The sequence below is a fragment of the Escherichia sp. MR genome, assembly GCF_005280595.1.
GTDB lineage: Bacteria > Pseudomonadota > Gammaproteobacteria > Enterobacterales > Enterobacteriaceae > Escherichia > Escherichia ruysiae.
This window is the reverse complement of sequence record NZ_SZVK01000024.1, coordinates 35,979-56,154: the sequence shown is the minus strand read 5'-3', so window position 1 is coordinate 56,154 and position 20,176 is coordinate 35,979. Positions and strand designations below refer to the sequence as shown.

Annotated in this window: 17 protein-coding genes; 12 read left to right on the top strand and 5 right to left on the bottom strand. The window is 48.9% G+C overall.

Annotated features, from left to right (window positions below; translation table 11 throughout):
- From FC814_RS12330 to dosP, 5 genes are all read left to right on the top strand, one after another.
- The coding region (locus FC814_RS12330; protein ID WP_301546367.1) for a pyridoxal-dependent decarboxylase at positions 1-699 on the top strand (699 nt) is incomplete at its 5' end.
- Positions 700-855: 156 nt separating this feature from the next.
- The gene (gene gadC, locus FC814_RS12325; protein ID WP_000246004.1) at positions 856-2,391 is read left to right on the top strand and encodes an acid resistance gamma-aminobutyrate antiporter GadC; all 1,536 of its coding nucleotides are present in this window, start codon (positions 856-858) and stop codon (positions 2,389-2,391) included.
- Positions 2,392-2,521: 130 nt separating this feature from the next.
- Positions 2,522-3,841 carry a family 10 glycosylhydrolase gene (locus FC814_RS12320; protein WP_000350415.1) on the top strand — a complete coding sequence of 440 codons (1,320 nt, stop codon included), beginning with the start codon at positions 2,522-2,524 and terminating at the stop codon, positions 3,839-3,841.
- A gap of 349 nt (positions 3,842-4,190) precedes the next feature.
- Positions 4,191-5,573 carry a diguanylate cyclase gene (locus tag FC814_RS12315; protein WP_137326003.1) on the top strand — a complete coding sequence of 461 codons (1,383 nt, stop codon included), beginning with the start codon at positions 4,191-4,193 and terminating at the stop codon, positions 5,571-5,573.
- 24 nt (positions 5,574-5,597) lie between these two features.
- Positions 5,598-8,003, top strand: a complete 2,406-nt coding sequence (gene dosP, locus FC814_RS12310) for an oxygen-sensing cyclic-di-GMP phosphodiesterase DosP (RefSeq protein WP_137326002.1) — start codon at positions 5,598-5,600, stop codon at positions 8,001-8,003.
- Between the two features lie 67 nt (positions 8,004-8,070).
- On the opposite strand, the gene FC814_RS12305 is transcribed toward dosP, so the two are convergent.
- Positions 8,071-8,994 carry an omptin family outer membrane protease gene (locus FC814_RS12305; RefSeq protein ID WP_137326001.1) on the bottom strand — a complete coding sequence of 308 codons (924 nt, stop codon included), beginning with the start codon at positions 8,992-8,994 and terminating at the stop codon, positions 8,071-8,073.
- A 310-nt stretch (positions 8,995-9,304) separates the two neighbouring features.
- Entirely contained in the window at positions 9,305-9,736 is a 432-nt protein-coding gene (gene osmC, locus FC814_RS12300; protein WP_000152304.1) for a peroxiredoxin OsmC, read from the bottom strand.
- Positions 9,737-10,080: 344 nt separating this feature from the next.
- Here osmC and bdm point away from each other — a divergent pair, with 344 nt between their 5' ends.
- From bdm to FC814_RS12270, 6 genes are all read left to right on the top strand, one after another.
- Positions 10,081-10,296 carry a biofilm-dependent modulation protein gene (gene bdm / locus FC814_RS12295; RefSeq protein ID WP_000495766.1) on the top strand — a complete coding sequence of 72 codons (216 nt, stop codon included), beginning with the start codon at positions 10,081-10,083 and terminating at the stop codon, positions 10,294-10,296.
- 101 nt (positions 10,297-10,397) lie between these two features.
- Positions 10,398-10,535 carry a stationary-phase-induced ribosome-associated protein gene (gene sra, locus FC814_RS12290; RefSeq protein ID WP_000841554.1) on the top strand — a complete coding sequence of 46 codons (138 nt, stop codon included), beginning with the start codon at positions 10,398-10,400 and terminating at the stop codon, positions 10,533-10,535.
- A gap of 154 nt (positions 10,536-10,689) precedes the next feature.
- Positions 10,690-12,387 carry a malate dehydrogenase gene (maeA, locus tag FC814_RS12285; protein ID WP_000433478.1) on the top strand — a complete coding sequence of 566 codons (1,698 nt, stop codon included), beginning with the start codon at positions 10,690-10,692 and terminating at the stop codon, positions 12,385-12,387.
- A gap of 133 nt (positions 12,388-12,520) precedes the next feature.
- Positions 12,521-13,531: an alcohol dehydrogenase AdhP gene (gene adhP, locus FC814_RS12280; protein ID WP_000642407.1), complete on the top strand. Its 1,011-nt coding sequence runs from the start codon at positions 12,521-12,523 to the stop codon at positions 13,529-13,531.
- Between the two features lie 186 nt (positions 13,532-13,717).
- On the top strand, positions 13,718-13,996 hold the full coding sequence (locus FC814_RS12275) for a type II toxin-antitoxin system RelE/ParE family toxin (RefSeq protein ID WP_000605676.1): 279 nt from the start codon (positions 13,718-13,720) through the stop codon (positions 13,994-13,996).
- Positions 13,996-14,280, top strand: coding sequence for a HigA family addiction module antitoxin (locus tag FC814_RS12270; RefSeq protein WP_000781370.1), 285 nt, complete (start codon positions 13,996-13,998; stop codon positions 14,278-14,280). The genes FC814_RS12275 and FC814_RS12270 overlap by 1 nt, the downstream gene beginning before the upstream one ends.
- A gap of 50 nt (positions 14,281-14,330) precedes the next feature.
- Here the strand turns inward: FC814_RS12270 and fdnI are convergent, their stop codons facing one another.
- The 3 genes from fdnI to fdnG are packed head-to-tail and all read right to left on the bottom strand — an operon-like array spanning position 14,331 to position 18,921.
- On the bottom strand, positions 14,331-14,984 hold the full coding sequence (gene fdnI, locus FC814_RS12265) for a formate dehydrogenase-N subunit gamma (protein ID WP_000045638.1): 654 nt from the start codon (positions 14,982-14,984) through the stop codon (positions 14,331-14,333).
- Positions 14,977-15,861, bottom strand: coding sequence for a formate dehydrogenase N subunit beta (fdnH, locus tag FC814_RS12260; protein WP_001240581.1), 885 nt, complete (start codon positions 15,859-15,861; stop codon positions 14,977-14,979). Before fdnH ends, fdnI begins: the two co-directional genes overlap by 8 nt.
- A gap of 12 nt (positions 15,862-15,873) precedes the next feature.
- Positions 15,874-18,921 (bottom strand): formate dehydrogenase-N subunit alpha, encoded by a 3,048-nt coding sequence (gene fdnG / locus FC814_RS12255; protein ID WP_137326000.1) that lies wholly within the window; start codon positions 18,919-18,921, stop codon positions 15,874-15,876.
- 231 nt (positions 18,922-19,152) lie between these two features.
- Between fdnG and yddG the strand changes: the two genes are divergently transcribed.
- Entirely contained in the window at positions 19,153-20,034 is an 882-nt protein-coding gene (gene yddG, locus FC814_RS12250; RefSeq protein WP_137325999.1) for an aromatic amino acid efflux DMT transporter YddG, read from the top strand.
- Positions 20,035-20,176: the final 142 nt, after the last annotated feature.

Sequence of the window (20,176 nt, the reverse complement as noted above, 5' to 3'; positions counted from 1 at the left end):
GGTATCGACATCGACATGCACATCGACGCCGCCAGCGGTGGCTTCCTGGCACCGTTCGTGGCTCCGGATATTGTCTGGGACTTCCGCCTGCCGCGCGTGAAATCGATCAGTGCTTCAGGCCATAAATTCGGTCTGGCTCCGCTGGGCTGCGGCTGGGTTATCTGGCGTGATGAAGAAGCACTGCCGAAAGAACTGGTGTTCAACGTTGACTATCTTGGCGGGCAAATCGGGACTTTCGCCATCAACTTCTCTCGCCCTGCCGGTCAGGTGATTGCGCAATACTATGAATTTCTGCGCCTCGGTCGTGAGGGTTACACCAAAGTACAAAACGCCTCTTATCAGGTCGCCACTTACCTGGCGGATGAAATCGCTAAACTGGGACCGTATGAGTTCATCTGTACAGGTCGCCCGGACGAAGGTATTCCGGCGGTTTGCTTCAAACTGAAAGACGGCGAAGATCCGGGATACACCCTGTATGACCTCTCTGAACGTCTGCGTCTGCGCGGCTGGCAGGTTCCGGCCTTTACCCTCGGCGGTGAAGCCACCGACATTGTGGTGATGCGTATTATGTGCCGTCGTGGTTTCGAAATGGACTTCGCTGAACTGTTGCTGGAAGACTACAAAGCCTCCCTGAAATATCTCAGCGATCACCCGAAACTGCAGGGTATTGCTCAGCAGAACAGCTTTAAACATACCTGATAACGTTTAAGTGGTAACGGTGTCCCGGAACGCTCTCGTTTCGGGACAAATTCCAAAGTCTGTTCACTGGCATTAGCAATGGAAAATATTGCTCTGAATACGCTTCAGAACAAGACAGGCGCGGTTCCGACAGGAATACCGTTTTAGGGGGAAAATATGGCTACATCAGTACAGACAGGTAAAGCTAAGCAGCTAACATTACTTGGGTTCTTCGCTATTACGGCATCGATGGTAATGGCTGTTTATGAATACCCTACCTTTGCAACATCCGGTTTTTCATTAGTTTTCTTCCTGCTATTAGGCGGGATTTTATGGTTTATCCCCGTTGGACTCTGTGCTGCGGAAATGGCTACCGTGGACGGTTGGGAGGAAGGCGGCGTTTTCGCCTGGGTATCGAATACCCTGGGGTTAAAATGGGGATTTGCAGCGATCTCATTTGGCTATCTGCAAATCGCTATCGGCTTTATTCCGATGCTCTATTTCGTGTTAGGGGCACTCTCCTACATTCTTAAATGGCCAGCACTGAATGAAGACCCGGTAACAAAAACCATTGCGGCACTCATCATTCTTTGGGTTCTGGCATTAACTCAGTTTGGCGGTACTAAATATACAGCGCGAATTGCTAAAGTCGGCTTCTTTGCCGGTATCCTGTTACCCGCATTTATTTTGATTGCATTAGCGGCGATTTATCTGCACTCCGGTGCGCCAGTTGCTATCGAAATGGATGCAAAAACCTTCTTCCCGGATTTCTCTAAAGTTGGCACCCTGGTTGTGTTTGTTGCCTTTATATTGAGTTATATGGGTGTAGAAGCCTCCGCAACCCACGTCAATGAAATGAGCAATCCGGGGCGAGATTATCCGCTGGCAATGTTATTGCTGATGGTGGCGGCAATCTGTTTAAGCTCGGTTGGTGGTTTGTCCATTGCGATGGTCATTCCGGGTAATGAAATCAATCTGTCCGCTGGGGTAATGCAAACCTTTACCGTTCTGATGTCCCATGTAGCACCGGAAATTGAGTGGACGGTTCGCGTGATCTCCGCACTGCTGCTGCTGGGTGTTCTGGCAGAAATCGCCTCCTGGATTGTCGGTCCTTCTCGCGGGATGTATGTCACAGCGCAGAAAAACCTGCTACCTCCAGCGTTCGCCAAAATGAACAAAAATGGCGTGCCGGTCACTCTGGTTATTTCTCAGCTAGTGATTACCTCTATCGCCTTGATTATCCTCACCAATACCGGTGGTGGTAACAACATGTCCTTCCTGATCGCACTGGCGCTGACGGTGGTGATTTATCTGTGTGCTTATTTCATGCTGTTTATTGGCTACATTGTGTTAGTCCTTAAACATCCTGACTTAAAACGCACATTTAATATCCCTGGTGGTAAAGGCGTGAAACTGGTTGTGGCTATTGTCGGCCTGCTGACCTCAATCATGGCGTTTATTGTTTCCTTCCTGCCGCCGGATAATATCCAGGGTGACTCTACCGATATGTATGTCGAATTACTGGTCGTTAGCTTCCTGGTGGTACTTGCCCTGCCCTTTATTCTCTATGCCATCCACGATCGTAAAGGCAAAGCGAATACCGGTGTGACACTGGAGCCAATTAACAGCCAGAACGCACCGAAAGGTCACTTCTTCCTGCATCCACGTGCTCGTTCACCGCACTATATTGTGATGAACGATAAGAAACATTAACCATCTCTGAAGGGGATAAGACAAGGGAGCGATAGTTAATCGCTCCCTTTTTCGTACCTGTTATCGTATTGACTTGCCCCAGATAAGTACGAGAATGAGCAACACATCTGTTTACCGGAAACCAGCATATATGGATATCTGCTCCCGAAACGTGAAATTAACGATCAAAAAGCCAGCCACACTCGTTGCTCTGGCTCTTTTACTGTGTAGTTGTAAGACCACACCGCCAACGCCAATAACTACACCACCAGCAGGTTCAAAACCACCAGCGACAACACATCAACCAGCGCAGCCGATGCGAGGTATCTGGCTGGCTACTGTCTCTCGCCTCGACTGGCCCCCCGTTTCCTCGGTTAATATCAGTAACCCCACCAGCCGAGCCCGCGCACAACAACAGGCGATGATTGACAAGTTAGATCATCTACAACGTCTCGGCATAAATACGGTCTTTTTCCAGGTAAAGCCCGATGGTACAGCCCTTTGGCCATCGAAAATTTTACCGTGGTCCGATCTTCTGACCGGCAAGATTGGTGAAGATCCAGGTTACGATCCGCTGCAATTTATGCTCGACGAAGCCCACAAACGTGGAATGAAAGTACACGCCTGGTTTAACCCCTATCGCGTGTCGGTTAATACAAAACCCGGAACTATCAGGGAATTGAATAGCACCCTGTCACAGCAACCAGCCAGTGTCTACGTGCAGCATCGCGACTGGATCAGAACGTCGGGCGACCGTTTTGTTCTCGACCCTGGTATCCCTGAGGTTCAGGATTGGATCACATCAATAGTTGCGGAAGTGGTTTCCCGTTATCCGATAGATGGCGTGCAGTTCGACGATTATTTCTATACTGAATCACCGGGTTCGCTGCTGAACGATAACGAGACGTACCGCAAATATGGGAGAGCTTTTGCATCAAAAGCAGACTGGCGGCGCAACAATACTCAGCAATTAATTGCAAAGGTATCGCACACCATCAAAAGCATTAAGCCAGAGGTTGAATTTGGCGTTAGTCCGGCGGGCGTCTGGCGCAACCGATCACACGATCCGCTCGGTTCCGATACCCGAGGCGCAGCAGCCTATGACGAATCCTATGCAGATACCCGCCGTTGGGTAGAACATGGTTTACTGGATTATATTGCCCCACAAATTTACTGGCCTTTCTCACGTAGCGCAGCACGCTATGACGTACTGGCAAAATGGTGGGCAGATGTCGTCAAACCGACCAAAACCCGTCTATATATCGGTATTGCCTTCTATAAAGTGGGTGAACCCTCAAAGATAGAACCTGACTGGATGGTTAACGGCGGCGTGCCAGAACTAAAAAAGCAGCTTGATCTTAACGATGCTGTACCCGAAATTAGCGGCACGATTCTGTTCCGCGAAGATTACCTTAATAAGCCACAGACCCAACAAGCCGTTAGTTATCTGCAAAGTCGTTGGGGTAGTTAAACGCCCTCTTTTACTGTGTCATGCCGGTGATGTAAGCACCGGCTTGTCACCCTGCAAAATGCCGTAACCTCTTAAATAAAATTATCTCCATATAAGCAAATTGCCATAATCCTCTGATTAATTAGTATCAACATGAAAAACAATACGATATTCGTCACCACCGAAAAATAATCACGATGGGCTATACTCTTCAGAAGAACAGTAGCGTAGATTAAAACTGTCTAATCCGTTTATTTCGTTTCATTATATCCTCATATTTCAGGAGAATATGGTGCGATAAGTCTGTCCAGTATGTTGCGTTTCGTTTTTCGATCCCATCTGCCTTTCCAGTCGTATAAGGGGCTGAATTATGGAGATGTACTTTAAAAGAATGAAAGATGAGTGGACTGGATTAGTTACCCAGGCTTCCCCTCTCATTCGCGCTAAAGCCGCAGAAATTGCTGTTGCACATGCCCATTACCTGAGCAATGAGTTTTATCGTATTGTACGCACAGACCCACATGCCGAAGAGTTTTTGAGTAACGAACAGGTTGAAAGGCAGCTTAAAAGTGCTCTGGAAACATGGATTATCGATGTGCTCTCTGCGCAAGCGGACGATGTTGATAGGCTTATACAAATCCAACATACCGTGGCCGAAGTACATGCCCGTATTGGCATTCCCGTAGAAATCGTTGAGATGGGTTTTCGTGTATTGAAGAAAATCCTCTATCCAGCGATATTTTCCTCTGATTATTCGCCAGCGGATAAACTTCAGGTTTATCATTTTTCGATTAACAGTATTGATATAGCCATGGAAGTTATGACCCGGGCGTTTACCTTTAGCGACAGTAGTGCGGCTAAAGAAGACGAGAATTATCGTATCTTCTCACTACTTGAAAATGCCGAAGAAGAAAAAGAACGGCAAATAGCCTCATTACTTTCATGGGAATTAGATGTTATTTATAAAGTCCTGTTGGATTCTGATTTAGGCAGCAGCTTACCGTTAAGCCAGGCTGATTTTGGCTTATGGTTTAACCATAAAGGTCGGCATTATTTTAGCGGTATTGCCGAAGTCGGTCATATCTCCCGCCTTATTCAGGATTTCGACGGGGTTTTTAATCAGACAATACTCCATGCCAAGAATCTGAGTAACAAAAGTCTGCGAGTGAAGTTTTTATTGCAGATACGAAATACCGTATCGCAAATTACAACCTTATTGCGAGAACTGTTTGAAGAAGTTTCTCGCCATGAAGTGGGAATGGATGTGTTGACTAAGCTACTTAACCGCCGTTTCCTGCCGACTATCTTCAAACGTGAAATTGCCCATGCCAATCGGGCTGGCACGCCGTTATCTGTTCTCATCATCGATGTTGATAAATTCAGAGAGATCAATGATACATGGGGACATAACACCGGCGACGAAATTCTGCGTAAAGTCTCGCAGGCGTTTTACGACAACGTCCGTAGTAGTGATTATGTTTTCCGCTACGGTGGAGATGAATTTATCATTGTACTGACGGAAGCCTCAGAAACTGACACTTTACGTACCGCAGAACGTATTCGCAGTCGGGTAGAAAAAACCAAACTGAAAGCTGCAAACGGCGAAGATATTTACCTCTCTCTGTCCATTGGTGCCGCCATGTTTAATGGACATCCGGATTATGAACGTTTAATTCAAATAGCCGACGAAGCTCTGTATATCGCCAAAAGACGAGGTAGAAACCGTGTTGAACTCTGGAAAGCCAGTCTTTAGATTCACCCGGATGCAGAGGTAATCATGAAGCTAACCGATGCAGAAAATGCCGCTGACGGCATTTTTTTCCCCGCGCTTGAGCAAAATATGATGGGCGCGGTGTTAATCAACGAAAATGATGAAGTCATGTTTTTCAACCCCGCTGCAGAGAAGCTTTGGGGATATAAACGCGAAGAGGTCATTGGCAATAACATCGATATGCTGATTCCCCATAATTTGCGCCCAGCACACCCTGAATACATCCGGCATAACCGCGAAGGAGGTAAAGCGCGTGTCGAAGGAATGAGCCGGGAATTGCAGCTGGAGAAAAAAGATGGCAGTAAAATATGGACACGATTTGCCCTGTCAAAAGTGACTGCCGAGGGGAAAATTTATTACCTGGCGCTGGTGCGAGATGCCAGCGTTGAAATGGCGCAGAAAGAACAGACCCGGCAGTTGCTCATTGCCGTGGATCATCTCGACCGACCTGTGATTGTGCTTGATCCTGAGCGTCATATCGTTCAGTGCAATCGCGCGTTTACAGAAATGTTCGGCTATTGCATCAGCGAAGCCAGCGGTATGCAGCCCGATGCGCTGCTTAACATTCCTGAATACCCGATAGATAACCGCATCCGCTTACAGCAGCTTTTGTGGAAAACCTCCCGCGATCAAGATGAATTTTTGCTATTAACGCGCACGGGTGAAAATATCTGGATTAAAGCGTCTATCAGTCCGGTCTATGACGTGCTTGCTCATCTACAAAATCTGGTAATGACCTTCTCAGATATCACCGAAGAACGGCAAATCCGCCAGCTGGAAGGCAACATCCTCGCCGCCATGTGCAGCAGCCCACCGTTTCACGAAATGGGTGAAATCATTTGCCGTAATATTGAAGCCATTCTTCATGAATCGCATGTGTCACTGTATGCATTGCGTAATGGGATGCCAGTGCATTGGGCGTCGTCCTCTCATGGGACAGAAGTAAAGAATGCACAAAGCTGGGCTGTTACCATTCGCCAGCGCGATGGCGCACCAGCGGGAGTTCTGCAAATCAAGACGGCTGCAGGGACAGAAACCAGTGCATTTGTCGAACGCGTGGCAGACATCAGCCAGCATATGGCCGCACTGGCGCTGGAACAGGAGAAAAGCCGCCAGCACATCGAACAGCTAATCCAGTTTGATCCGATGACCGGTCTGCCAAATCGCAATAATCTGCACAATTACCTCGATGACCTTGTCGATAGAGCTGTATCTCCGGTGGTTTATCTTATTGGCGTCGACCATATTCAGGATGTGATCGACAGTCTCGGCTATGCGTGGGCCGATCAGGCATTGTTAGAAGTCGTTAATCGCTTTCGCGAAAAACTCAAACCCGACCAGTATCTCTGCCGCGTTGAAGGTGCACAGTTTGTCCTCATTAGTCTGGAGGATGAAGTCAGCAACATTACCCAAATCGCTGATGAACTACGCAACGTCGTTAGCAAACCGGTCATCATTGACAATCAGCCTTTTCCTTTAACCTTAAGTATTGGTATCAGTTACGACGTTGGCAAAAACCGTGACTACCTGCTTTCTACCGCCCACAATGCGATGGATTTCATTCGCAAAAACGGCGGTAACGGCTGGCAGTTCTTTAGCCCGACAATGAACGAGATGGTTAAAGAGCGGTTGATATTAGGTGCGGCGCTGAAAGAAGCAATCAGCAACAACCAGTTGAAGCTGGTTTACCAGCCGCAGATCTTCGCCGAAACGGGTGAACTGTATGGTATTGAAGCTCTTGCTCGCTGGTATGACCCGCAGCATGGACATGTTCCCCCTTCCCGGTTTATTCCCCTCGCAGAAGAGATTGGTGAAATTGAAAATATTGGTCGTTGGGTAATTGCTGAAGCCTGTCGCCAGTTAGCAGAATGGCGAAGCCAGAATATTCATATCCCGGCGTTATCCGTAAACTTATCTGCGCTTCATTTTCGCAGTAATCAGCTACCCAATCAGGTTTGCGATGCGATGGAAGCCTGGCAGATTGACGGCCACCAGCTGACGGTGGAAATCACTGAAAGCATGATGATGGAACACGATACGGAGATCTTTAAACGCATCCAGATCCTGCGGGATATGGGCGTAGGTTTATCTGTCGACGATTTCGGTACAGGCTTTTCCGGCCTGTCACGCTTAGTCAGCCTGCCGGTAACGGAAATTAAAATCGATAAAAGTTTTGTCGATCGTTGCCTGAGCGAAAAACGCATCCGTGCCTTATTAGAAGCCATTACCAGCATTGGGCAAAGCCTGAACTTAACCGTAGTGGCAGAAGGTGTGGAAACGAAAGAACAGTTTGAGATGTTACGCAAGATCCACTGCCCTGTGATTCAGGGTTATTTCTTCTCACGTCCTTTGCCCGCTGAGGAGATCCCTGGCTGGATGTCTACTACGCTACCGCTTCAAATCGACGCTTAGTACATCTTGCCCGCGCAGGCGGGCAAGATTTCACGTATTCATATTCCGCCATTCGCCCGATGCTATATTAAAATTTGTACTGAATGCCCGCGCCAATAATGTAATTATAGTTTTGCATCCCTGGCGAATCTTTCTCTTTTACGCTTTCACCCTTGTCTTTATAAGAAATTACTGTGTTACCAATATCATTAGAGAATCTACTCCATGATATTTCTGTGAAAATCCGCGCCTGTGAGTTAATGTTATACCCCGCATTAATAAGACCTGAATAATATTTTTGGTTGGATACTTTATCTTTAAATGTAATGTTGCGCAAATAATGCTGATCTGTTCCTTTCCCTTCTCCCCAGGCACTATATTTAAATTGAGCAATAATATCAAAATCATGATAGACATATTTACCAGAAAGACCTAAATAATGCGCACTGAATTTTTGTTGGTAGCCAATAACTCTTTGGTTATGAGGAATATCTCCAGTGTCGGCACCATTATCATAACTATAGTAACCTCCTTTCGCCAGCCAACTGAAACGCGTCTCCTGATAGCCTAACATAGCGCCGAGTTGGTAACTCGGATCCGTTAAAAACCAACCTGTCATATTGAGATCAAACTGATTTGCAAAATTCAACCGCGTTGCCGGGTGATGTGACCAATCGCTCCAGTGGTGCTGCCCCGGCTCCAGCCAGTCATAATCATCCATTAGCGTACCGGCAGACGCAATCGTCGTCCAGCCTTTAGCATTAAGCGTCAGCCATGAGATTGCATCCCAGGTTAGCCCCATTTTAATAATGGGGGTATTTTGAATTTTCCAGTCCAGTTGGCTAAGTTTACCGCCATCGCTATAAACAAACTCACCTGATTCACCATTCAGAAATGAAAGAGAAGCATCACCAAAAACATTGTCAGATAAGAAATTAAATTCTGAAGATGCGCTTGCATACTGACTTAGAGAAATTAAAGCAATAGCAAAAGAGACCTTTTTCATCAACATAGTTTCATCCTTATTAAACAATGTTAATTAGCTCATTAATTAAATTTAATTAATTCAAATTAATTAAATCAACTGAATCTTACAATGCCATAAATGTTTCTCACCATCAAACAGAGAACATAAATAAACAGAGTTTTACTGTTATTCTGAACGAAATAGGAGTTTACAACCTGATGCAATAATGATTGTTCGGAAACAGGCGGGAATGACGAAAAGAATGACGATACAGTTTAAATGCGAGATTTCATTGAGATAAGCAGAAAATATTGGTGTAAATGCTTGCCGGATGACAACATCATCCGGCGAGTACTTATGCTTTCAACTGGTAATCCAGCGTAATTTCCGCTTTCAGTACCTGAGAAACCGGGCATCCGGCTTTTGCTTTCTGAATAATGCCGTCAAAGGTTGAGGCATCAATACCCGGTACGGCAACTTCACTCTTCAGTGCGATTTTGGTAATCGCGAAACCAGCATCGACTTTATCCAGCGATACATCGGCAGTGGTATCAATCGATGTTGGCGTGAATCCCGCTTCCCCCAGCATTAATGAAAGTGCCATCGAGAAACAAGCGGCATGTGCCGCGCCAATCAATTCTTCAGGGTTGGTTCCTTTTTCACCTTCAAAACGCGTGTTAAACCCATACGGCTGTTGGTTCAGCACGCCGCTCTCGGTGGATACTGTTCCCTTCCCGCGTTTGATATCGCCTTCCCAGTGTGCCTGACCTTTCTTATGGATTGTCATTGTTGCTCTCCTGTGGGCTTAAAAAGGAAATTATAGACTACGTGAGAAACAGCACGAGGATAAGCAGGATATTCCGAATAAAATCCCGCGAAAATATTACCTCCGAACTTAAATAAAATTACCACAACAGAAGGCGGGGAATATATGGTTTAAAAGATATTGCAGCAATATCAAGCAACGAATGCCAATAACAATAGTCATGAATATCATGCAGTTAAAATATAAAACACATCAACCAGGACTAATCTTAACAACGAAGCGGTAAATATTTGCCATGCTGAATGTGCTTTATAAATCTGCGATCCGTAGCAGACACCATAAATACACAGACACGGAGAATCACTATGTTTACTTATTATCAGGCAGAAAATTCAACAGCAGAACCCGCTCTGGTTAATGCCATTGAGCAAGGCCTTCGGGCAGAGCACGGTGTTGTCACTGAAGATGACATTCTCATGGAGCTGACCAAATGGGTGGAAGCTTCTGATAACGACATCCTCAGTGATATCTACCAGCAAACGATCAATTATGTGGTCAGTGGCCAGCACCCTACGCTTTAAGCTGCTATGCTTGATCGGCGACCTAATTTAGGGGTTTAGCACGTGTTTCTTCGCTACGGCGATGTTGTCCTTAAAACTAGCAACAGGATTGAGGAGTTAAAATGAAATCGAACCGTCAGGCACGTCATATTCTTGGACTGGATCATAAAATTTCTAACCAGCGCAAAATAGTTACCGAAGGTGACAAATCCAGCGTGGTAAATAACCCAACCGGCAGAAAACGCCCCGCTGAAAAGTAATCCTTAACAATCAGTCCTCAATGACGATTAAACACCATTGCCTGCGCAATGGTGTTTTTGTTTTTATCTGCTTTATACTTGGGGGCGACGCCCTGGAGGTAAAGCAAAGACGATAAAAACCCCAGGGATGGATATTCAAAAAAGAGTGAGTGACATGGAACCAAAAACAAAAAAACAGCGTTCGCTTTATATTCCTTACGCTGGCCCTGTACTGCTGGAATTTCCGTTGTTGAATAAAGGCAGTGCCTTCAGCATGGAAGAACGCCGTAACTTCAACCTGCTGGGGTTACTGCCGGAGGTGGTCGAAACCATCGAAGAACAAGCGGAACGAGCATGGATCCAGTATCAGGGATTCAAAACCGAAATCGACAAACACATCTACCTGCGTAACATCCAGGACACTAACGAAACCCTCTTCTACCGTCTGGTTAACAATCATCTTGATGAGATGATGCCCGTTATTTATACCCCGACCGTTGGCGCAGCCTGTGAGCGTTTTTCTGAGATCTACCGCCGTTCGCGCGGCGTGTTTATCTCTTACCAGAACCGCCACAATATGGACGACATTCTGCAAAACGTGCCGAATCACAACATTAAAGTGATTGTGGTGACGGATGGCGAACGTATTCTGGGGCTTGGTGACCAGGGCATCGGCGGGATGGGTATTCCGATCGGTAAACTGTCGCTCTATACCGCCTGTGGCGGCATCAGCCCGGCGTATACTCTTCCGGTGGTGCTGGACGTCGGCACCAACAACCAGCAACTGCTTAACGACCCGTTGTATATGGGCTGGCGTAATCCGCGCATCACTGACGATGAATACTATGAATTCGTTGACGAATTTATCCAGGCAGTGAAGCAACGCTGGCCAAACGTGTTGCTGCAGTTTGAAGACTTTGCACAAAAAAATGCGATGCCGTTGCTTAACCGCTATCGCCATGAAATTTGTTCTTTTAACGATGACATTCAGGGCACCGCAGCGGTAACGGTCGGCACACTGATCGCAGCCAGCCGCGCAGCAGGTGGTCAGTTAAGCGAGAAAAAGATTGTCTTCCTCGGCGCCGGTTCAGCGGGATGCGGCATTGCCGAAATGATTATCGCCCAGACCCAGCGCGAAGGATTAAGCGAAGAAGCGGCGCGACAGAAAGTGTTTATGGTCGATCGCTTTGGCCTGCTGACGGACAAGATGCCAAACCTGCTGCCTTTCCAGACCAAACTGGTGCAGAAACGCGAAAATCTTAGTGACTGGGATACCGACAGCGATGTGCTGTCACTGCTGGATGTGGTGCGCAATGTCAAACCAGATATTCTGATTGGCGTCTCAGGACAGACCGGGCTGTTTACGGAAGAGATCATCCGTGAGATGCATAAACACTGTCCGCGTCCGATCGTGATGCCGCTGTCTAACCCGACGTCACGCGTGGAAGCCACACCGCAGGACATTATCGCCTGGACCGAAGGTAACGCGCTGGTCGCCACCGGTAGCCCGTTTAATCCAGTGGTATGGAAAGATAAAATCTACCCTATCGCCCAGTGCAACAACGCCTTTATTTTCCCTGGCATCGGGCTGGGCGTTATTGCTTCCGGCGCGTCACGTATCACCGATGAGATGTTAATGTCGGCAAGTGAAACGCTTGCTCAGTATTCGCCGCTGGTGCTGAACGGCGAAGGTCTGGTACTGCCGGAACTGAAAGATATTCAGAAAGTCTCCCGCGCAATTGCGTTTGCGGTTGGCAAAATGGCGCAGCAGCAAGGCGTGGCGGTGAAAACGTCTGCCGAAGCTTTGCAACAAGCCATTGACGATAATTTCTGGCAAGCCGAATACCGCGACTACCGCCGTACCTCCATCTAAGCCTGCGCCCGGTAGTGAAGGCTACCGGGCAATTTCCCTCTCCCTTTTTCAGATCTCATCCATACTGGGTAGTGGCGAATAAATCTCATTTGCCTCACCTGCTATGCAGAACATCATCCGAAAAGGAGGAACTATGAAGGCTGCAGTTGTTACGAAGGATCATCATGTTGACGTTACGGATAAAACACTGCGCTCACTGAAACATGGCGAAGCCCTGCTGAAAATGGAGTGTTGTGGTGTATGTCATACCGATCTTCATGTTAAGAATGGCGATTTTGGTGACAAAACCGGCGTAATTCTGGGCCATGAAGGCATCGGTGTGGTAGCAGAAGTTGGCCCAGGTGTCACCTCATTAAAACCAGGCGATCGTGCCAGCGTAGCGTGGTTTTACGAAGGATGCGGTCATTGCGAATACTGTAACAGTGGTAACGAAACGCTCTGCCGTTCAGTTAAAAATGCCGGATACAGCGTTGATGGCGGGATGGCGGAAGAGTGCATCGTGGTCGCCGATTACGCGGTAAAAGTGCCAGATGGCCTGGATTCGGCGGCGGCCAGCAGCATTACCTGTGCGGGGGTCACCACCTACAAAGCGGTTAAACTGTCAAAAATTCGTCCCGGTCAGTGGATTGCTATCTACGGTCTTGGCGGTCTGGGTAACCTCGCCCTGCAATACGCGAAGAATGTCTTTAACGCCAAAGTGATCGCCATTGATGTCAATGATGAGCAGTTAAAACTGGCGACTGAAATGGGGGCAGATTTAGCGATTAACTCACGCACCGAAGACGCCGCCAAAATTGTGCAGGAGAAAACCGGTGGCGCTCATGCTGCGGTGGTAACAGCAGTAGCTAAAGCTGCGTTTAACTCGGCAGTTGATGCTGTCCGTGCAGGCGGTCGTGTTGTGGCTGTCGGTCTGCCGCCGGAGTCTATGAGCCTGGATATCCCACGTCTTGTGCTGGATGGTATTGAAGTGGTTGGTTCGCTGGTCGGCACGCGCCAGGATTTAACTGAAGCCTTCCAGTTTGCCGCCGAAGGCAAAGTGGTGCCGAAAGTCGCCCTGCGTCCGTTAGCGGACATCAACACCATCTTTACCGAGATGGAAGAAGGCAAAATCCGTGGCCGTATGGTGATTGATTTCCGCCGCTAAGAGACCATTGCTGCGACTGCCAGTCCTGGTGTCGCAGCCTGTTTTGCGAGACGCTTTCCGCTATTTAACTCTTCTTCTTTTCCTCCCTCATCTTTCCCCTCACAATTCGCGAAAACGTAGCGAAATTTGTTGCGCTGCACGGAACAATAGTGATAGTGTTCCTTTCGAAGGAACAAGGATGAAGAGATGATAATGAATTTCAGACACAAGGGATTGCGTGACTTGTTTCTTCTTGGCAAAACCTCCGGCGTTATACCGACGCAAGTCAAAAGATTACGCCACCGACTCGCTGTAATTGATGCAGCAAGCTGTCTTGCTGATATCGATATGCCAGGTTACCGACTACACCCGTTAAGCGGCGATCGCGATGGAATTTGGGCAATCTCTGTCTCGGGCAACTGGCGGATAACGTTTGAGTTCGTCAATGGCGATGCATACATACTGGATTACGAGGACTATCACTGATGAAAATGGCCAATCATCCCCGTCCGGGGGACATCATTCAGGAATCACTGGACGAGCTGAACGTCAGCCTGCGCGAATTTGCCAGAGCAATGGAAATTGCGCCCTCAACGGCAAGCCGATTGCTGACCGGAAAAGCGGCTTTGACACCAGAAATGGCGATTAAACTTTCCGTGGTGATCGGCAGTTCGCCGCAAATGTGGTTGAATCTGCAAAACGCGTGGAGTCTGGCAGAGGCTGAAAAAACGGTGGATGTGTCGCGACTACGCCGTCTGGTTACGCAATAAAAAAATGACGCCTTTTACAGCGCCATTTTCAGCTTAAAGTTCAAAAGAGATTATATCCCTTCTTCACTCTCTTTTTTCGCTTCTGCCTTCTCGATTTCACGATACCAGCGCGGATGGTGTTTCTTCGCCCAGCGACGGCTCACCTTCCCTTCGATCATCCCTTTAATCGATCCTTTCACCCAAAATGCCATATACATATGGATCAGGATGGCGTGGATCAGGATGATACCCGCTGCCGCGTGGATCAGCAGGCTATAACGGACAACCTGCATCGGGAAGTACTGCGCAAAGTACGGACGCCAGATAATCACCCCGGTCACCAGCAGCACGAAAATCATGCTCATGATCGACCAGAACATCATCTTTTGCCCGGCGTTGTACTTACCAACATCCGCCACTTTGTGCTCATTGCCTTTTAATACTTCGACAATGTTCAACAGCCACGGAATATCTTTCTTATCCGGGATGTTGTGATGCACAAAGCGGAAGAACATAAACATCAGCGCAACGAAAATCGCAATGCCGAAGAACGGGTGCAAAATGCGTCCCATCTGCGGCGTACCGAAGGTTTGCGTCAGCCATTGCAGCGTCGGGAAGAAGAACGAAATCCCGGACAGCGCCACCAGGAAGAAGCAAATCACCACGGTCCAGTGACAGGCGCGATCAATAAATTTGGTGCGCACAATCATTTTCGACTTACTCATGATGCTCCTCCTCGTCATCGTCCACTTCCTTATTCGGGCCAATACCGATGTAGTGGAAAATCAACCCGGCAAAAGTGGCGATAAAGCCAGCCGCTGCCAGCGGTTTCAACGCGCCTTTCCACAAGTTCACCGAGGTATCGATCTTCGGATCTTTCGGCAGACCGTGATACAGCTCTGGCTGATCGGCGTGATGCAGCACGTACATAACGTGAGTACCACCGACACCTTCCGGGTTGTAGACGCCAGCATGTTCGTAACCACGCGCTTTCAGTTTCGCCACGCGCTGTTCCGCCAGCTCCAGCATCTCTTTCTTGGTGCCGAAGTGGATAGCCCCGGTCGGACAGGTTTTCACACAAGCCGGTTCCTGGCCGACGCTGACGCGATCGACGCAGAGCGTGCATTTATATACCCGGTTATCCTCTTTGTTGAGGCGCGGAATATTAAACGGACACCCGGCAATGCAGTAACCACAGCCGATGCAGTTTTCCGACTGGAAATCGACAATCCCGTTAGCGTACTGAATGATTGCACCAGCAGACGGGCACGCCTTCAGGCAGCCCGGATCTTCACAGTGCATACAGCCATCTTTACGGATCAGCCACTCCAGCTTGCCGTTCTGTTCGGTTTCGCTAAAGCGCATCACCGTCCAGGACTTGGCGCTCAGATCGGCGGGGTTATCATAAACCCCGACGCAGTGCCCCACTTCATCACGGATGTCGTTCCACTCCGAACACGCCACCTGACAGGCTTTACAGCCGATACAGGTGGAAACGTCGATAAGTTTCGCGACTTCTGCTTTGTAATCACGCACCTGAGAAGGCGGCGTGATGGAGTTAGTTGCGGACCTTTTGATAATGTCCTGCGTTTCCATAGCCATCTGTTCGCCCCCTTACGCCTTCTCGATGTTTACTAAGAACGCTTTATATTCCGGCGTTTGCGAGTTTGCATCACCGACATTTGGCGTCAGAGTGTTAGCGATATAACCTTTACGCGCGACACCCTCAAAGCCCCAGTGGATTGGAATACCCACCGTTTCAACCTGCTGACCGTTTACATTCAGCGGTTTCAGACGGCGCGTTACCACAGCCACCGCGCGGATAAAGCCACGCTTGCTGGAGACAGTGACACGGTCACCATTGGCAATGCCTTTCGCCGCCGCCAGCGTTTCGCTAATCTCCACAAACTGTTCCGGCTGGGCGATTGCATTGAGCAATGCGTGCTTGGTCCAGGTGTGGAAGTGCTCGGTCAGACGATAGGTCGTACCCACATACGGGAACTGCTCTTTTTTACCCATCCGCAGCGCGTCTTGTTCATACAGACGAACCACCGGGTTAGACACCACGTTCGGATGCAGCGGGTTAGTTCCCAGCGGCGTTTCAATTGGCTCGTAGTGTTCCGGGAACGGACCTTCCGCCATTTTGTTGATGGCAAACAGGCGTCCCATCCCTTCCGGCTGCATGATAAACGGCCCGGTTGGCGTACCCGGCGCGGCATTGCCGAAGTCAGGAATATCGTTACCCGTCCACTTGCTGCCGTTCCACTGGATCAGCATTCGTTTCGGATCCCACGGTTTACCGTTGATATCCGCTGAAGCACGGTTGTACAGCACGCGACGGTTGAGCGGCCACGCCCAGGCCCATCCCAGCGTGTTCCCCAGACCGGACGGGTCGGAGTTATCACGGTTGGCCATCTGGTTGCCCTGCTCTGTCCAGCTACCGGTATAGATCCAGCAAGAAGATGCAGTCGTACCGTCATCACGCAGATGCGCAAAGCTACTCAGCAACTGACCTTTCTTCGCAATCAGCACGCCATTGGCATCATAGAGATCTTCCAGCGCATAGCCGTTGTTCTCTTTTGCCACTTCGTCAGACTGCGGCTCGTGCGGTTGCTTGTAGTTCCAGCTCATTTTCATCAGCGGTTCTACGCCTTTACCACCTTCAGCTTTGTACAGCTCGCGCAGGTGATGGTAGATACCCGCCAGAATTTCGCCGTCGTTACGCGCTTCGCCTGGTGCGTCCTGGCCTTTCCAGTGCCACTGCAACCAGCGTCCGGAGTTGGCGATAGAACCATCTTCTTCAGCAAAGCAGGTCGAAGGCAGACGGAATACTTCAGTCTGGATAGACGTCGGATCGACATCGTTCGACTCGCCGTGGTTCTGCCAGAAGGTAGAGGTTTCAGTCACCAGCGGATCGATAACCACCATGTACTTCAGCTTGCTCAGGCAGCTCACCACTTTGTTTTTGTCCGGGAAGGACGCAACCGGGTTAAAGCCCTGGCAGAAATAACCGCTGACTTTGCCTTCGTCCATCATGTTGAAATACTTGATGACGTCGTAGGTCTGGTCCCACTTCGGCAGCCAGTCGTAACCCCAGTTATTCTCTTTCTGCGCGGCATCGCCGTAGAAAGATTTCATCAGGCTAACGAAGAACTTCGGATAGTTGCTCCAGTAGTTCACCTGATCAGCCAGCGTCGCTTTCGGCGTGTTCGCTTCCAGATAAGACTGCAAGTCGACCTGTTTTTCTGACGGCAGCGTCAGATAACCTGGCAGGCTGGTAGAGAGCAGACCTAAGTCAGTCAGACCCTGAATGTTGGAGTGACCACGCAGTGCGTTCACGCCGCCGCCAGCCATACCCATGTTGCCGAGCAGCAACTGGATCATCGCCATAGTACGGATGTTCTGCGCACCGACGGTGTGCTGCGTCCAGCCCAGCGCGTACAGGAAGGTGGTTGTGCGATCCGGCGCGCTGGTGGAGGCCAGCACTTCACACACTTTCAGGAAGTCGGCTTTTGGCGTACCGCAGATGTTTTCCACGACGTCCGGCGTATAGCGGGAAACGTGCTCTTTTAGCAGGTTCCACACACAGCGCGGATGAGTCAGCGTGTCATCGCGTTTCGCATAGCCGTTTTCATCGAACTGATAGTTCCAGGACGATTTATCGTACTGGCGTTTTTCAGCGTCATAACCGCTGAACAGACCGTCTTCGAAAGCAAAATCATCACGCACCAGCAGGCTGGCGTTGGTGTAATGCTTAACGTATTCGGCATTGATTTTGTTGTTTTCGATCAGGTAGCGCAAAACGCCAGACAGGAACGTAATGTCCGTACCGGAACGAATAGGTGCGTAAATATCCGCCACAGAAGCGGTACGCGTAAAACGGGGATCGACAACGATCATGGTTGCATCGTTGTTATTTTTCGCTTCCATCGCCCAGCGGAAACCGACGGGATGCGCTTCAGCAGCGTTACCGCCCATCACCATCACGACGTTAGCGTTTTTGATATCCACCCAGTGGTTGGTCATCGCACCGCGACCAAATGTTGGAGCAAGACTTGCTACCGTTGGTCCGTGTCAGACGCGCGCCTGGTTGTCTACCGCCAGCATCCCGAGGGAGCGGGCAAATTTTTGGGTCAGCATCCCGGTTTCGTTGCTGGCGCCGGAGGCACACAGCATACCGGTAGAAAGCCAACGGTTTACCGTTACGCCCTGCTCATTCTTTTCAATAAAGTTGGCGTCACGGTCAGCTTTCATCAGCTTCGCAATACGGGAGAATGCTTCTTCCCAGCTAATGCGCTGCCATTTGTCAGAACCAGGCGCACGATATTCCGGGTAACGCAGACGGTTTTCGCTGTTGACGTAATCCAGCAAACCGGCCCCTTTCGGGCACAGCGCACCACGACTTACCGGATGATCCGGGTCACCTTCAATGTGATAAATCGCTTCTCTGGCGTTTTTCGCGCCATCACCCAGGCTATACATCAATAGCCCGCAACCTACGGAACAGTATGTGCAGGTGTTACGGATCTCTTTAGCGCGTAATAATTTGTAGTTTCGCGCCTGAGCCAGTGCTTGCTTCGGGGCAAAGCCCAATGCCGCTACTGTTGTTCCCGCCATACCGCCCGCGCAGATTTTAAAAAATTGTCTGCGACTGACGTCCATTGCTTTCCTCTTTTTTCAGGGGTATTACTGCGCGAGGAAACTAACAGTAAAATTCTGAATCTTTTTGCGCGAAATCAAAAAGAACACGTGTTTGCCACAAAATAATCCGCCTGCGCAAATTGACCTACCTCAATGGCGGTAGAAAAACACACCACTGCCTGACAGGCCGGTTAAAAAAATGCTATAAATTTCAGCTTAATTTTTAACGGCAAGAGAGACTAAACAACGCGCATGACACGACAAAAAGCAACGCTCATAGGGCTAATCGCGATCGTCCTGTGGAGCACCATGGTAGGATTGATTCGCGGTGTCAGCGAGGGGCTCGGCCCGGTCGGTGGTGCGGCGGCGATCTATTCATTAAGCGGGCTGCTGTTAATCTTCACCGTTGGATTCCCGCGTATCCGGCAGATCCCGAAAGGCTATTTACTTGCTGGCAGCGTATTGTTCGTGAGTTATGAAATCTGCCTCGCGCTTTCCTTAGGTTATGCTGCTACCCGCCATCAGGCGATAGAAGTAGGTATGGTGAACTATTTATGGCCCAGCCTGACGATACTATTCGCCATTCTTTTTAATGGTCAGAAAACAAACTGGCTGATTATTCCCGGATTGCTTTTAGCTTTGATGGGTGTCTGTTGGGTATTAGGCGGCGACAACGGGCTACAATATGATGAAATCATCAATAATATTACCACCAGTCCATTAAGTTATTTTTTGGCGTTTATTGGTGCGTTTATCTGGGCAGCTTATTGCACAGTCACGAATAAATATGCCCGTGGATTTAACGGCATTACTGTTTTCGTTCTTCTGACGGGGGCAAGTCTATGGATTTACTATTTTATAACGCCACAACCAGAGATGGTTTTTAGCTTTCCTGTCATCGTTAAACTCATATCTGCGGCATTTACTTTAGGATTTGCTTACGCCGCCTGGAATGTCGGTATTTTACATGGCAACGTAACGATTATGGCGGTTGGTTCTTATTTTACGCCTGTACTTTCTTCTGCTTTGGCTGCCGTGCTACTCAACGCACCGCTATCGTTCTCATTCTGGCAAGGCGCACTCATGGTCTGTGCCGGTTCTCTGCTCTGTTGGCTGGCGACACGTCACCGATAAAGAAAGATGACAACGCTTCATGCTGCAACAAAGTTCGTTCAGGGTATGCGGATTGAAATATTAGTGAAGGCAATGATATATCTTTGTTACATTCAGTAACACATAACCCTTCAGATAATCCGCATTCTCGCCGCGCGGCTGC